Below are 14,157 nucleotides of genomic sequence, written 5' to 3' on the forward strand. Positions count from 1 at the left end.
TCTAGTCGTAATTGATGTGCACCAGCGTGTGCGCCGGGGCAGTGCGATGTATCAGGCATTCCAGGGCGCTGCCGGGATTGGCGCCGAAGCGCTCGCCCCAGTAGCTGGCACCGAAACGACGGCCCATGAGCAGGCGGCCGCCGGTGTTGAGCGTCCACATGAACTGCGCCGTCCAGGTGCCGAAGCGCGCCTTGCCGAACCGTGCCCGGCCCATGCGCGGGGTCTGCAGTTCGGTGACGCTGGCATTCGGGTAGCCCTGGCTGCGGGCGATGTCGATGAAGTAGCCGATGCTCTGGTCACCCACCCCCAGCAGCCGCCGACGCACCGCCAGGCGGCGGTCGTCGAACAGCGGCTTGGGGCCCAGGCACGGGTCGGGCAGGTTCATCACCCGCTCCCAGTCCGGCACCAGTTCGCTGACGGTCACCGGGTCCACTTCGTTGATCAGGTCGACCGCCCGGGCATCGACCCGGGCCAGTTCCTGGGCAATGCCCAGCAGTACCTGCTGGATCTCCGGCACCTGTTCCGGGTCCCAGGCGGGACCGGCCGGCAGCAGGCTGCGCAGTTGCTCCTGGTATTGCGCGGCGGTTCTTACTCCAGCCATACGCAGCCTCCGAAGGTCAGCAACTGGTTGGTGGCTGCTGGCACATCGGCGGACGGCGTGACCAGCAGGTGATCGTTCTCGCCACTGGCGCTGCTGATGGATTCGGCGATATGGGTCAGCAACAGGGTTTCCCCGAGGCCGCCTTCACGGTCGTGCAGGTCGCGCAGCTGCGCTTCGACCGCGGCGCGGGTGGCGCTGGTATCCGGCACCAGGCGCAGGGTGTAGGTGACCGGCACCAGCACCGGAGCCAGCACATGCAGCTCCGCCGTCACCGGCCGCAACGGCTCGATATAGGCCTGGACCAGCGCCAGTTGCCCGGCATCCGGCAGCGGCACGGGGTCGTCGTCACGCATGACAAACAAGCCGACGGTCCCCGGTCCGAGGTAGTTGCCGCGGCACCAGGCCCGGGTAATGCCCTGGCACTCCAGGGCCCAGGTCTCGTAGTCGGCCGCCGAACCGCCATGGGGCGTGACGCGGTACGAGCGAATGACCCGCGCCCGCAGGGACTCGAGGCTTTCCTGCGCGACCCCGCCGGTCAGGCCCGGAGCCAGTACCGTGAAGGTGTTGCCGACACCTTGCACCGGCTGCACCGGGAACAGGGTCAGGCCGGCGTCGGCATTGCCCAGGCTGCCGGCATCCAGCGCCTGGATCTGCGTGGTGTTGGTGCCGCTGCTGGTGGTACCGCCGAGGGTCACCTTGTAGCTGCGGCCATCGCTGGTCTGCAGCAGGGTGTCGGCATCCAGCACGGCGCCGGCGGCAGCAGTGAAGCTGACACTGCCGCTGGCAGCCTGGGCGGCCTTGCGCGGTTGATGCAGGCGCAGGGCGGCGATGCGTTCCAGGGTGGTTTCATCGGCGGTGTCGGGCAGGATCTGCTCGGCGATCCAGTCGAGGTAACCGTACAGGCCAAAGGCCGCGCCGCTGAGGGTGCGGGCCAGGACCTGGGCATCGGACTGGCGCAGCGAATCGCTGGCCAGGTCGCTTTGGGTGCGGTTGATCAGCACCGGCAGCGAAGGGGTTTCAAACGGCATAAGTCACCTGCCAACTGTTGTTCGGGTTGATATCCAGGCGCTCGCCGCCGGCCAGGGTCAGAACCGTTCGCAGGTTCAGTCGCTGGGCGTCGAGCCGTTCGGTTTGAATTTCGATGGCGCTGCAATGACCGTCGTCGATCAGCCATTGCAGGGCTTCACGGGCATAGAATTCGGCGTCGAGCTGGGTCTGCGCGGTCAGCTTGACCCGCCGCAACAGCCACAGCCGCGAGCCGATGCGGTCGTCGGTCACCGCGGGAAAACTGTCGCCCCACCAGCCGAAACGCTCATCGTCGTCGAGGGGGTCGTCGGAGTTGGCGCGACGCCAGGTGAACAGGCTGATCAACACCGAGCGGGTCAGCGCCGCCTTGAGATTGCCGGAGACAAACATCAGGCACCTCCCGCCGGTACGCCGGTCTGGCCGTTGCCCGGCTGGATGCCGCCGTGCACATGCTGCATCTGGCTGATGCCGCCAGCGACCTGGTCGCCCTGGGAGACGATCTTGCCGGTCTGGGTCAGGGTCGGGCTGTCGAGGTTGATGGCGGTGCTGGCGCGGATGTTCAGGGTGCCGGTATCGATATCGATGATCCGGCCGCGCCTGAAATGGATCCGGTCGCCTTCGTCGGTGTACAGGGCGATTTCGCCGGGGGCGAGGTTCTGCAGGCGGTAGCGGCGGTCGGCGACCACCAGCACGATGCCATGGGAGCGATCGCCGCCAAGAAAGGTCGCGATGCCTTCGGCGCCGGCCAGCGGATTGCTGGTGAAACCGTAGGGTTCGAAGTGCTCCATGTCGTCGTTCACTTCGCCGGCGGTCAGGCGCATTTGCAGCGATTGCAGTTTATTGGCCGAGCTGGCGAGCACGACGGTGCCGCGCGCCAGCAGGCGTGTCAGTAGGCTCATGATGGGTTCCTTGGGCGAGCGGTAGGTCAGGGAGGACGCTTTCACCGGCAAGCCGGTTCCCACGGAGTCCGTGCCTCGCCGCAAACTCTCGGCGCGACGCCACGGTTGTGGGAGCGGGCTTGCCCGCGAAGACGATGGAACAGCCCCCTCGAAATAAAGAGGCTTACTTGGCCTTGGCCGGCGTGGCATCGAAGACCTGCGGCGGCGCCACATCCAGGGTGGTGATCGAGCCCTGCGCGGACAACGAATAGGTGACCTTGGAAATCAGCATGTCCTGGTCCAGGCCCAGTACCGGGTCCTTCACCCGCACCAGCAGATTGTGTCGCCACAGATCGCCGTTGGACTGTCGCCAGCCCTGCACGGTGTAAGTGGTGGCCAGGGCTTTGCCGGTGCGGGTCGCACGCTCCCAGTCGGCCCTTTGCTGGGCCAGTTCCGGGGTGAGCTGCACGCTTTCGCTGATCACCGTGACCCGCCTGCGCTGCGGATTGGCTTCGCTGGACACACCGGATACTTCGCTGACCGCGCTGCCGCTTTTCTGGTCACTGCCCTTGTGCTGGCCGATCACCCGGTACTCGGAAAACACCGCGCTGTAATCCCGCGCGGTATTGGCCGAGAGGATGTTCTTGCCCAGCTCCAGCACATCGCTGGCGCGGCCGCCACTTCCCGGCTTGGCGAGCACCAGGTTGCCATCGGCATCATCGGTGGAAAACACCCGGTACAAGGTCAGCAGGCGGTCGATGGACTTGAACACCGTTTCCCCCGGCACGATGCTGTGGGTCTGCAACTTGGTGGTCTCCGGGATCTCGCTGCGCACGTTGACCTTGTAGGGTCTGGCGAGCGCCTCGACGATCTTCAGCATGCCCTGCTGGCGCCACTGGCTCGGCTGGTTGATGGCCGCGCAGTCCACCAGGTCGCGGGTCAGCGAGCTGCCCTCGATGGTCAGGCTGATCTGATGGCCGTCATAGCTGATGGGTGCCTGGTAGACATGTCCGGTGAGCACCAGGTCACAGCCGATCAGCACCGAACAACGGGCCCCGGCCTTGATCGGCACGGCCAGGGTCTGCCCCGGCCATTGCCAGGTGATCCCCAGCTTGAACGTGCGGAACTGACGCTCCAGGTCGGCGCTGATTTCGATGGCTTTCCAGCCCTCGTAGCTCAGGCCGTCGACCAGCAGGACGACGGCATTGTCGATGTCGTTCATGACCTACTCCCGGGATATCTGCAGCGGCACTGGCGGTATGAACCCGGGATGCGAAATGCGGTTGCGTTGCACTACTTCCCCCACCCGCGTGGCATCACCGAAGTTCTGGTAAGCCACGACCAGCGCCGGCAGGTTGCTCTTGGGTGTCAGGTCGATCAGCCGCACCCCGGTGGACGCCACCGCGTTGAGATGCTGCACCAGTGTCTGGCGTACGCTATTGAGTGCCTGGTAATGCACCGAGTCAGCCTTGAGCGCCGCCTGCCAGATCACCTCATTGAGGCTGTCGCGCAGTGCCAGTACGTCGTCGACCACCGGTACATCGGCGCGTTGCACCGGCTGCTGGGCCTGTTGGGCCAGCGAAGGGGTCGTCGCCAGTTTCACCGGCGGCGTCGCCACCGGGATCATCGACACCAGTTGGGAGATCTGCACCAGCATGGCATCCTGGATCAGGTTCACCGTGGCCTGCGAGGCAGCAGCGGAGTCCTTGCCGATGGTCAGCTGCGACGTGTCGAGGGACTTGGCTTCTTCCACCTGTTTCGAAAGGTCGGCCAGCATCCCGCGATAGCCCTGCACGGCAAAGTCCTTCAATCCCCGCACGTCGCCCACCAGGCCGCGGACTTCACCCACCACGCCCTTGAACTCGCCCAGCACACCCTTGACCGCAGCACTCAGTTGCCGGGGGAATTCCTTGACCGTGCGGACCAGGGCGTAGACCGTCGCGTACGTCTCGATCAGCGGCTGCAACTCTTGCTCGACCACATGATACGCGAGGGTGATTCCCTTGCGCAGATTCTCCACGCTGACCCGCGCCTGATTGACCAGCGCCATCGCTTCATCGAAGCGCCCCACCGAAGCGTCGAGCAACTTGCTCGACGCCACCTGCAGTTGCTCCCTGGTGTCGACGACGGCCTTGGGGAACTGCAGCAACTCGTCCGGGTAGAATTTCAGGTTGAAGGTCACCAGCCCGCCATCCTGGCGGGTCTGGGTCATGTCGCATTCGCCGACCTTGACCTGCATCCGCCCCAGCCAGGGGTGGACCAGTTCGCCACTGCCCTGCTCCAGCGCCTTGAGCAGGTTGTCACGCTGCTCCAGGCAATCGGCACCGACGATAAACGCCGTCAGGTCATGGATCTTCGCCTGCTGGCCGAGCCGCTCGAAGAACGGCTGGTCGCGCTGGGGGTATTCATGCAACTGGCCTTTCTGGCCGACCGGGGTTTTCGCCTGGTCGACCCAGAAAGGTACGCCGCGAAACGACGCCGGCAACAAACGATCACGCCAGTTGCTCGCCATAGGCACCTCCGAAGGAAAGTGAGCGATAGCCGACGCGAGGCGTCAGGCTCAAGCCCGGTTGATTGGTCTGCGGTTGATCGACCCGCAGGCCCGCTGGAGCATTGGTGAAGCTGACGGTCAGGCCGCCTTCGAGCTGCGTGCGGTTGTTGGCGGCGGTCTGCTGGATGAGCAGGTTCGAGTCGCGAGCCAACCCACCGGCCAGCAGCGCGCTGTCTTGCGCGCCGCCGACACCCGCCAGCGCAGGCTTGACCACAGGCGTGTCGCTGCCGCCAAAAAAACCGCTGACGCTGTCCACGACACTGCTGATCAGTTCCCTGATCGGCTGGATAAGCGGCTTCAGTTTTTCCAGCAATGAGGAAAAGAACTCGGGAATAGCCCCCAGCCTGGTCCTCAACGCCTCCAGGGGATCGACGTCGAACAGCGTCTTCATGAAGTTGCCGAAAGGCGCCGCGAACTCGACCAGCTGACTCCCCAGGCCGCCCAGGAAGGTAATGACACCGGTCCAGAGCGTCTGGAGGGTTTCCAGGGGTGACCAGCTGAACGTCTCCTTGAGGCTGTTCCAGGACTGTCCGAGACTCTCGCTGATACCGTTGCCGATCTCCTGGAAAAACCCCTTAGTCCCGCCCCAGAGCTTTTTCAGATCATCCATCGGCGACCAGCTGGCAAGCGTGTTCCTGAGCTCACTCCAGCCGTCGATGAACCCGCTCTTGAGCTCTCCCAGGAACTTGCCGGCCGCGGAAACGGCCTGGTCCCAGGTCGAGGTCACTTTGCCCCAGACTGCCGCAATGGCCGTCGGCAGCGCCTTGAAAGCGTCCACCGTCGCGATCGCCGCGAGGGTGATCTGTCTCGTGGCCCCACTGAAAAAGCGGGTGAGCGGCTTCCATGCCAGCACGATAACCGCCGCCGCCAACGCGACAGCCGCGGCGACCAAGCCGATGGGCGACGTCAATACCCCCATCACCGTCGCCAGGCCGATCGCCGCCCCGGTCATCACCGTAAACGCCAGGGCCCCGACAGCCAGTGCCTGCACCAGCGCCGGATTGTCCGCCACGAATTGCCCGAACGCCGTCGCCAGGGGGATCAGCGCGGTGACGATACTGTCGAAGGCCGGCAACAGCGCCTGCCCGATCTTCAGTGAAATCTTGTCCAGCGCCTTGCCGAGCGCCTCCAGATGCTGCGCGGTTTCGCCCAGTCCTTTATTCGCCACCTGAGGTACTTTGGGTACCGCGGGTGCTTTCGGGACCGCGGGAGCCTTCGGAGCGGCAGGCAACTTCGGTGCTATCGGCGCCTTGGGTAGCGTCGCCGCCCTGGGGAGTGTCGGAGCCTTGCGAACGTTGGCCGTCCTGGCCAGCCGGTCCTGCTCCTTGATGGCGGCCTTGAGGCCGTTGGTAAAGGGTGCCAGCAAGCCACCACCCTTCAGGTTCAACTTGTCGAGGCCGCTGTCTTCCAGGCTCTTCTTGAGATTGGCGACCTTTGCGGTCCCGTCACTGGCCTTGGGGGCGGCCAGGGCCGCCTTCGCAGCCACCACGAGGGACTGCAGATCCTCGGCACTGACACTTACTTTTTTCTTGGCCATCACTGCACCTGCTGCATCGCATTGATCCGTTGCGCGTGCTCCAGGGACTCCCGGAGCACATCCAGTGGCCTGGCCATCATCTGTTCGGGGTCAACCTTCCAGAACCACGCCAGGTCATAGGCAATCGCAATCAGCTCACCGATGGCTGCGATGCCGCACTCATGAAAAAACCCGCCACCGCCCAGCTCAGGGTGTTGAGGTCGGACAGGTCCAGCTGGTTGACCGACGACGGCGGGATGCCGGCGCAGACCGCGATGTACTTGGCCGCGACATCCATGTCGAGGCTGACTTCTTCGCTCTTGTCGATCTTGTACGGCAGCGCCTTGATCGCCCGCACCTCCTGCACCGTCGGACGGCGCAGGGTGAGTTCGAGCAGCGGTTCGCCGTGGGCCTCGATGGGCACCTGCAACTTCACCGGATCGGTCATTGCCAGGTCCCCTTGATGCCTTCGAATTTCAGTTCGATGGCCGCGTCATCGCCCTTGGCGACCGGCTCTTCGACCAGGTAGGCACCGGCCAGCACATAGACCTTGCCGTTGCTGAATTCGCAGGTGACGGTCATGTCGGAACCGGCGATCAGTTGCTTGAGGGGGAAGTCCGGGGTATGCAGCGCAGTGACCTTGAAGGACGGGGTGATATCGGTTTCCTTGTAGAAACCCGGCACGACCGTTTCCCGTTTGACGGCCATCAGGGGCGCTTCGCAGCCGCCGTTGATGGTCAGTTGAGCGCCGTCCACTTTGACGTAGCAGGTGCCCGCAATCAGTTGACCCATGGTGTATCTCCTTGCAATAAAAAGTGATGCCCCTTGTCTTCGCCGTGCAAATCGACAAGGGGGGGATCAGAGCGGTGAGCGCGACTTACAGGGCCTCGACGATGACGTTGTCGATGAGCGCGTAGTGCGTGTAAGGGTTCTCTTCGTTGAAAAAGCTCAACGTCGTTTGGGGGGTGGTTGCGGTGAAGTCATAGGTGATGGTTTTCCAGGCCACGGCCTGGGTGGCTACGACGGGAGTGTCGAAACTCACCGTCTGCCCCGCTACCTTGACCTGAATCACGCCGGTACCGGTACGACCGCTCGCGGCGCTATTGCCCGCGCTGAAGGTCAGCCGATAACGTTGACCGACAGCAGTCTTGAAATTCTGCTGGATGCCGCCGCCATTCGTGTAGACGTAGTTCGCCAGGTCTACGGCGTTCACCCCGTCGGCAGCAGCCGAGCCGGGGACCGTCGCCGGTACGCTGAAGTATTCGACGCCGGAGAGAAAAGTCGTCCAGCCCGAAATGAAGTCGGCCTGGGCAGGGGTATCCAGAATGCAGTTGAAACTGCAACCTGGAGACTCGAAGCTGCCATTGACCAACAGATTGGCGGCGAACGCCGGGGTAGCGGTCGCCAGCAGCGCAGCCGACACGAGACCGGCACCGAGATACTGTTTAATCGCTTTCATGTTTTCACCTTTGCACTGAATGATCGGGTGGCAATCAAGCCACCGCGTCGTACTGCAGACGGAACTGGTTGAGCAGCGCGAACACGCGCAGGCCGTTGATGTAGTCAGGCGGGAACAGCACGTTGACCCGGCTCGGGTCCTGGCTGTCGCGCTCGACGATCAGGTGCTCGGCGAACAGCTCGGCGTTTTCCACATGACCTTCCAGTTCGAGCTTCGCGTACTGGGCAATCAGCTCGCCGCGAATGGTGCTCGGGGTGACGATCGGCTGCCCGGCGCCGAAGCGGGTGCCATCGCTGGCGAGCTTGTGGCGACCGTACTTGCTGGTGATCACGCTTTGCAGGCGACGGACGATAAAGGCCGACTGATGCATGGTTTCGCTGTCCAGGTAGGAGTTGTCCGCCTGGCCGTACGCGTTTTTCTGGTAGGTGGTGATCGCACGCTGGATGCGCACGTAGCCGCCTTCGTAGTACGCGGTGGCGATGCCGTAGCTGAGCAGCGACTGGCGCTCGGTCAGGGTGAAACGCTCGCTGGCCGGAGCCGGATCGATACCCGGCAGGCTGCCGCTCTGGGTCGGACGGCTGGCGTCGGCGGAGATGAACACCGCGGTGCGCGCGGCCAGGGCCGCGGCCTGGATCCAGTACGGTTGCGGAACGCCGGGCTCCAGGGCCTGGATGGTCATGTGCTGGTCGTTGCGGGTCTGGCCGGCCGCCACCAGGGTGCCGATGGTGCCGCGCTTGGCGGTGTAGACGTGGCCGAACAGCTGCTTGGACCAGGACCAGCGACCGACATTGTCGTCCATCGCCGCTTGCCAGGTGCTCAGGCTGGCCGCGTCGGACCATGGCTGGCAGATGAATTCGAACGGTTCGTCGCCCAGAGCCGCCAGCGCCGCGACCTGATCCGGCACACCGGCGCCACCCGCCATCCTGGCAGTGACGATGGTCAGGCCGGCCGGGGTTTCTTCGCCGTTGCTCTTGCCCAGGCGGTTGAACTGCAGGCTGATGTCGTTGCCGCTGTCACCGGTCCATTTGCAGCTCAGGGTAACGGTGCCATCGGTGGCCACGGCACTGACTGGTAGGTCGGCGGCGGCGTTGACTTGCAGGGCCAGGGTAGTTGCCACCTGGGCGGCGGTCGCGCCGTTGACCACGGCGGCCTGGACCCGCACACCACCGACATACAGGTTGAGCACGCCGCTTTCGGTGGCGGCGCCGGTCAGTTTCAGATCGGCCTTGGCAATCGCGCCGGTGCTATTGCGCAGCGGCAGGCACCAGATCTCGCCGACCGGATCGGTCTTGCGCCAGGTGTCGTACATCGCGGCGAGCATCGAGCCCTGGCCACCGATGCTCTTCGCCAGGGCGACGCTGGAGACCAGTACCAGGCTGCCGATTTCCGCGCTGGTGGCGTTGTCATTGACCTGGGCGACGATCAGTCGACGCAGGGTCGACGACGCGCTATTGGCCGCCGAGTTGTCCATCTCGGCATAGAACAGCGGAACACGCAGGTCCGCGGGGATGTTGCTGAATCCGATAGCCATTATTGGGCATCCTGTGGTTGTGCCGCTTGCACGGCGGTGAGGGTGATATCGCCATCGGCCTGACGACGGCGCCACCAGGCGCTGTCAGCCACTTCGCGACCGGCGGCCGGCAGCAGATCGCCGGCTTCCGGATCCGGCACGGCGCGGCCTTCGGCCGGCACTACGGTGATGCGTTGGGTCATTGCTTTACGTCTCCTGAAAAAGTCAGCTCCAGACGCCCGTCGGGGCCTGGGCGGTGCAGATTGGGGTCGGCCGGGTCGATGGCATCGACCCGCACCGTCACCCCGGTAAAAGACGGCAAGCCGTCCAATTCACGCTCGTGCCAGGTTTCCGCCGGGTCGCTGGAGCGATTGCGCCCCAGCTGGAACTCGGCGAAGAAATGCAGGCGATAGAGCAGGCGGCTGGCGTTGATCGAAATCAGTTCGCCGCCGTCGTATTCGAGAGGGGTGTAGAAGGTGTCGGGCTTGAAGCCCACCAGCGCGCGCCAGAGTTCGGCACGCAAGGTATGCAGTTGGTCGAACGCGGCCTGGCCGTTGCTGCCGTCGAGCACCAGGGTCAGTTCCAGGCGATCGCGGATGCCCTGGCGGGTGACGTTCTGCGAGGCGTCCTTGCTCGCCAGGTCGGCGATCACGGCGACAAATGCCGCCGGGGTTTGCAGCGTGGTGTTGCCTTGCAACAGATCGAGATCAAGGCCAGTCGAGATAGATGAGGCAAGACTGGGGCATTGATCGCGCAATTGCTTGAGGATCGGGGTGATTTTCATGGCTTTTACCTGACAATAAAGTTATTGCCAAAAAATGTAATTCCGGAGGCAACTAAATAATTAATTTAGAATTTTTAACTTATTACTATAAAGTGCAATCACTCTAAGACGCAGAGCACCAGAGAGTTCGAAAAAACACAAAAAAATCACTCAGGCGACCGGTACACTACTTCACCATCCCTCACGATCATTTTATTGTAATCCACAAAAAAACCTTGCGGAAGAAACACCCTATCCTTGTACAACTCCACAACAAAATTCTCAGAAACAGGATATGACACAACCGACAGTATATTCCCCCTCTCGTCATGCTCGACTATTATCATCGTTTAACCTCAAGAACTGTAATTGATCTATTGTTCGCATAGCACGTTCTGTTTGCACCGCCATATTGGCTTGCCGCAAACTGCAGCTCCAGCTTTACAGGGCCAAATCGAGCCAAGCTTATTGTGATCCCAAAATTTCCATAAACATAAACCCCTTGTGGAGGGTTAGTTTGAATTCCTGCAGCGACATCACCGGCGAGATAAACCTGATCATTCAGCAAAACTTGCCAGCTAGATGCGCCGTAGTTTGCGGTGCTCGCAACTCCAGCTGAAAATGTTATATTAGCCGGGTATCCAGATCCTTCATAAATCAAGGTTCCGGCACTAAAAAAAATCCTGCTAACAGGGCCATTTGTACCCGACACAACTCCCGGAGCAAAATATGAAACTGGCAATGTAATTGCCCGATCTTGTATTTTTAAAGTGCTCACTGCCAGGTCGGCAATTTTCGCATTATCCACCGCAAGATCTGCAATTTTTGCATTACCTACTGCAAGGTCCTTGATTTTCGCACCGGTTATTATTGCATCGGCAATTTTTGCAGTTCCAATGGACCCATCCTGAATAAACGCAGACTCAATGAAAGCGCTGCCACCCTGAACCACAAATGGATAAAACACCTTGTCGACATTCGGATCGACAATTGCAAAGCGACTTGCGGCAATAAGCACCTGACTGGTGATAACGCCCTTGTCGTTCTCGACACCCACGCCAATCCCGGCGAGATAAGGTTTGCCATCCACCGTAAGCTGGGTCTTGATGCTGTACATCGCCGCCAACTCGTCTTTCACGGCCTTGATTTCAATCGCGGAACCACCACCCGTCTCGACTTTCTGCAGCAGCGTCTTGCTCAGTTGCGTCTCGCTGATCTGGTCATTCAGATACTCCAGGATCAATCCGGCATCGCTACTCGATTGCCCATTCACAGACCTGGAGTACGGACCGATATTGCCAATCCGATCCACCAGCCGCGCCCAGAAGAAAAACGCAGTCCCCGCCGCCAGTCCCATGATGGTCAGGTCGGTTTGCGGGTAGGCGTAGTCGCCAAACTTGATAGCCGTGGAGAGATCATTGGTCTTGCTGTACCAGATCTCGGTGCGCTGCAGATCCGCCGTGCTGATATCTTGTGGAATGCTCCATTTGACCTTGATGGCAAACACCAGGGAGTCGGCAGTCAACGAAGCGACCGTTGGCGGCAAGGTGGTCTTGCCGTTCAGCGCGGTCTCCGCGGAAACCGCATACACCGAGCCGATATCCAGCGCATTGATGGCGCGCACCTTGGCGACATAGCGTCCGGCATAGATTCCCGGTACGTCGATGGAGTTGCCCCCGGTCCGTCCGGCGAACACCCACTCACCTTCGTTCTTGCGCCAGTAGACTTCGAACGCAATGGCATTGGCCGGTCGATCCCACTCGATGCTCATCACATTGACCGCGCTGCCCTGGTCGACAAAATGATCATTGCTGAGCGTGACGACTGCTGGTGGTGCTTGCACACTCGGCGGAATCACCGTGACCGGTGGACGCTCGATCCGCGCGCCGTTATCGATGGCGCTGTACTTGCTCGCCACATGCTTGACCGCGCTGATGCTGTACTTGATAGCCGTATCGGAAAAATCTTCGGCAACCGACAGCACCCGAAATTGCTGGACCGCCAGGCTTGGCGAGTCGATAGCCCACATCGAGTGGGTCGGTGGCAGTTCCTCCAGGGCCTGCTCCAGCACAACACGTTGGACTTCGGACGGAAAACCGGTTGTGTCGAGGGTGATATCGCCGTTGTCCCAGGTGATCCCGGTACTGTCCCAGGTCAGCGGATAACCGGCGGACTTGATCTGCCGGGAAATCGCCTTGCCGGTGGGCATGATCAGGGTAATGGTATCGCCCGGGTAGGCCTTCACATCGGCATCGAGAATCAGCGTGTCGAGAGTCGATGAGCGCAGTCGCCCACCGATACGCCGCCCTGCCCGGTCATTGTCCGCCACCCGGATGATCTGCCCCGGCCGTGCCAGGGTGCCGTCGAGACCGACCGCAAAGTTGATGCTTTCGGTTTCCAGGCGGTTGGTCAGTAGCGCCCATTTGCCGATGCGCTGGGCCTGGGCCTGAGAAGTACAACCGGTTGCGGTGATTTCGGTCTGCTGGACGCCGTAACGGGCGATGCCCTCTGAGTCGTCGACGTATTCCACTTTCTGCCGGTAGAAATCCGCCGGATCGTTCCAGCTCACCAGGGCCACCGTGTAGCGGGTCTTTTTCGCCGAACCACCGTAGGTGAACTTGCCATCAATGACATTGGCGTTGGAGTAGGTGTAGATCGGGTCTTCCGGCATGTCGGCTACCGCCATGACCGAACCTGCGCCCCAATAGGACATGCCACGGAAGGTCGTCGCCAGGTCCTGCAAGACCTTCAACGCATCGGCCCGGACCGAGAGATACAGGTTGCAGGTGAAGCGGGGCTCGGTGCCGCCCTTGCCATCCGGTACCGGCTGGTCGCAGTACTGGCCAATGCGGTACAACTCCCACTTGTCCACCTGGCCGGCATTGAGCAGATGGCCCAGGCCATAGCGTTGATGCAGCAGCAGGTCGTAGTAGATCCATGCCGGATTGTCGGTCCAAGCCGACTTGAAGGTGCCATCCCAGACGCCGGTGTAGACACGAGTCACGGGATCGTAGTTGTTCGGTACGCGAATGATCCGCCCCATCAACTCGAACGAGCGCGACGGGATCGACTGGAACTGTGCCGCATCGAACTGCAAGCCGATGATCGCCGAACCGGGGTAACGCAACTTGGCATCGATCACGTCGGTGATGGATTCGACACTGGTGGTGTCGGCAATGGCGCCGCTGGTAGAGTTCGGCGTCAGGCGTCGTACCCGCACGGTCCAACCGATCTTGGCGGCAGGCAGGTCGACACGATGGGAGCGTTCGTACTTGCTGCTGGTCTTGCCGCTGAACGCCGCATTGACCACTGGCACGAAGCTGCCGCCGTCGGTGGCGACATCAATGGCGTATTGCACCGTGTAGCCGCTGGTGTCGCCGTTGCTGGTATTGGTCTGCGCCAACCGCGAAACCGCCAGGCGAATCCGTACCGCGGACAATTGCAGGTTACTGATGGATTTGGTCCAGGGTTGGTCACCGCGCAGTTCAACACCGACAGAGGACTCGTTTTCTACCGCCGGGAAGCCAGGGATATAGGTCTGGTCCTGGCTGCCGTAGCGTGTGTCGAGGGTGACGCCGCTGAAGTTGAGGCTGCCGTCGGTGTTGGCCAATGGCGTCTCGTCGAGAAAAACCGAACGCTTTTCGTGTTTCAGACCGACGATCTCGCCTTCGCTGACGAGATCGAGGATGCGGGCGTAGGCCGTGCTTTGCAGGCTGTCTGGCGCTTCCACCGAGGGGCGGGGCTTAGACTCGCCACCTTTGCTGCCAGCGATAGTGAAGTCAGTCATGGCGTTCCTTCAGGCAAAATAAAACCCGCTCAGGGCGGGTTTAGGTGAAGTCGGGAATGGGTGGAC

General features: G+C 61.9%; 14 protein-coding genes. All 14 read right to left on the minus strand.

The window, feature by feature from the left end; genetic code table 11:
- Position 1 precedes the first annotated feature (1 nt).
- The 14 genes from ACL9RJ_RS08300 to ACL9RJ_RS08365 all read right to left on the minus strand — a co-directional run bounded on the left by ACL9RJ_RS08300 (position 2) and on the right by ACL9RJ_RS08365 (position 14,091).
- Positions 2-601 (minus strand): YmfQ family protein, encoded by a 600-nt coding sequence (locus ACL9RJ_RS08300; protein ID WP_017127637.1) that lies wholly within the window; start codon positions 599-601, stop codon positions 2-4.
- On the minus strand, positions 589-1,629 hold the full coding sequence (locus ACL9RJ_RS08305) for a baseplate J/gp47 family protein (RefSeq protein ID WP_017127636.1): 1,041 nt from the start codon (positions 1,627-1,629) through the stop codon (positions 589-591). The genes ACL9RJ_RS08300 and ACL9RJ_RS08305 overlap by 13 nt, the downstream gene beginning before the upstream one ends.
- Positions 1,619-2,017, minus strand: a complete 399-nt coding sequence (locus ACL9RJ_RS08310; RefSeq protein WP_017127635.1) for a phage GP46 family protein — start codon at positions 2,015-2,017, stop codon at positions 1,619-1,621. Before ACL9RJ_RS08310 ends, ACL9RJ_RS08305 begins: the two co-directional genes overlap by 11 nt.
- Positions 2,017-2,526, minus strand: a complete 510-nt coding sequence (locus ACL9RJ_RS08315; protein ID WP_017127634.1) for a phage baseplate assembly protein V — start codon at positions 2,524-2,526, stop codon at positions 2,017-2,019. The genes ACL9RJ_RS08310 and ACL9RJ_RS08315 overlap by 1 nt, the downstream gene beginning before the upstream one ends.
- A gap of 163 nt (positions 2,527-2,689) precedes the next feature.
- Positions 2,690-3,727, minus strand: a complete 1,038-nt coding sequence (locus tag ACL9RJ_RS08320; protein ID WP_017127633.1) for a phage baseplate assembly protein — start codon at positions 3,725-3,727, stop codon at positions 2,690-2,692.
- Positions 3,728-3,730: 3 nt separating this feature from the next.
- Entirely contained in the window at positions 3,731-5,017 is a 1,287-nt protein-coding gene (locus ACL9RJ_RS08325) for a DNA circularization protein (RefSeq protein WP_422765131.1), read from the minus strand.
- Positions 4,998-6,593 carry a hypothetical protein gene (locus ACL9RJ_RS08330; RefSeq protein WP_422765132.1) on the minus strand — a complete coding sequence of 532 codons (1,596 nt, stop codon included), beginning with the start codon at positions 6,591-6,593 and terminating at the stop codon, positions 4,998-5,000. The genes ACL9RJ_RS08325 and ACL9RJ_RS08330 overlap by 20 nt, the downstream gene beginning before the upstream one ends.
- Before the next feature lie 130 nt (positions 6,594-6,723).
- Positions 6,724-7,020 (minus strand): phage tail assembly protein, encoded by a 297-nt coding sequence (locus ACL9RJ_RS08335; RefSeq protein WP_017127631.1) that lies wholly within the window; start codon positions 7,018-7,020, stop codon positions 6,724-6,726.
- A complete protein-coding gene (locus tag ACL9RJ_RS08340; RefSeq protein ID WP_017127630.1) occupies positions 7,017-7,364 on the minus strand; it encodes a phage tail tube protein in 348 nt (115 codons plus the stop codon). The genes ACL9RJ_RS08335 and ACL9RJ_RS08340 overlap by 4 nt, the downstream gene beginning before the upstream one ends.
- 85 nt (positions 7,365-7,449) lie before the next feature.
- The gene (locus ACL9RJ_RS08345; RefSeq protein ID WP_017127629.1) at positions 7,450-8,031 is read right to left on the minus strand and encodes a DUF642 domain-containing protein; all 582 of its coding nucleotides are present in this window, start codon (positions 8,029-8,031) and stop codon (positions 7,450-7,452) included.
- 34 nt (positions 8,032-8,065) lie between these two features.
- On the minus strand, positions 8,066-9,562 hold the full coding sequence (locus tag ACL9RJ_RS08350; protein ID WP_017127628.1) for a phage tail sheath subtilisin-like domain-containing protein: 1,497 nt from the start codon (positions 9,560-9,562) through the stop codon (positions 8,066-8,068).
- Entirely contained in the window at positions 9,562-9,744 is a 183-nt protein-coding gene (locus ACL9RJ_RS08355; RefSeq protein ID WP_017127627.1) for a DUF2635 domain-containing protein, read from the minus strand. The genes ACL9RJ_RS08350 and ACL9RJ_RS08355 overlap by 1 nt, the downstream gene beginning before the upstream one ends.
- On the minus strand, positions 9,741-10,325 hold the full coding sequence (locus tag ACL9RJ_RS08360; RefSeq protein WP_017127626.1) for a phage tail terminator protein: 585 nt from the start codon (positions 10,323-10,325) through the stop codon (positions 9,741-9,743). Before ACL9RJ_RS08360 ends, ACL9RJ_RS08355 begins: the two co-directional genes overlap by 4 nt.
- Positions 10,326-10,647: 322 nt before the next feature.
- Positions 10,648-14,091, minus strand: a complete 3,444-nt coding sequence (locus tag ACL9RJ_RS08365) for a host specificity protein J (protein WP_256260498.1) — start codon at positions 14,089-14,091, stop codon at positions 10,648-10,650.
- Positions 14,092-14,157: the final 66 nt, after the last annotated feature.

Source organism: Pseudomonas sp. Mn2068, assembly GCF_049319725.1.
In the GTDB taxonomy this organism is placed as follows: domain Bacteria; phylum Pseudomonadota; class Gammaproteobacteria; order Pseudomonadales; family Pseudomonadaceae; genus Aquipseudomonas; species Aquipseudomonas gingeri.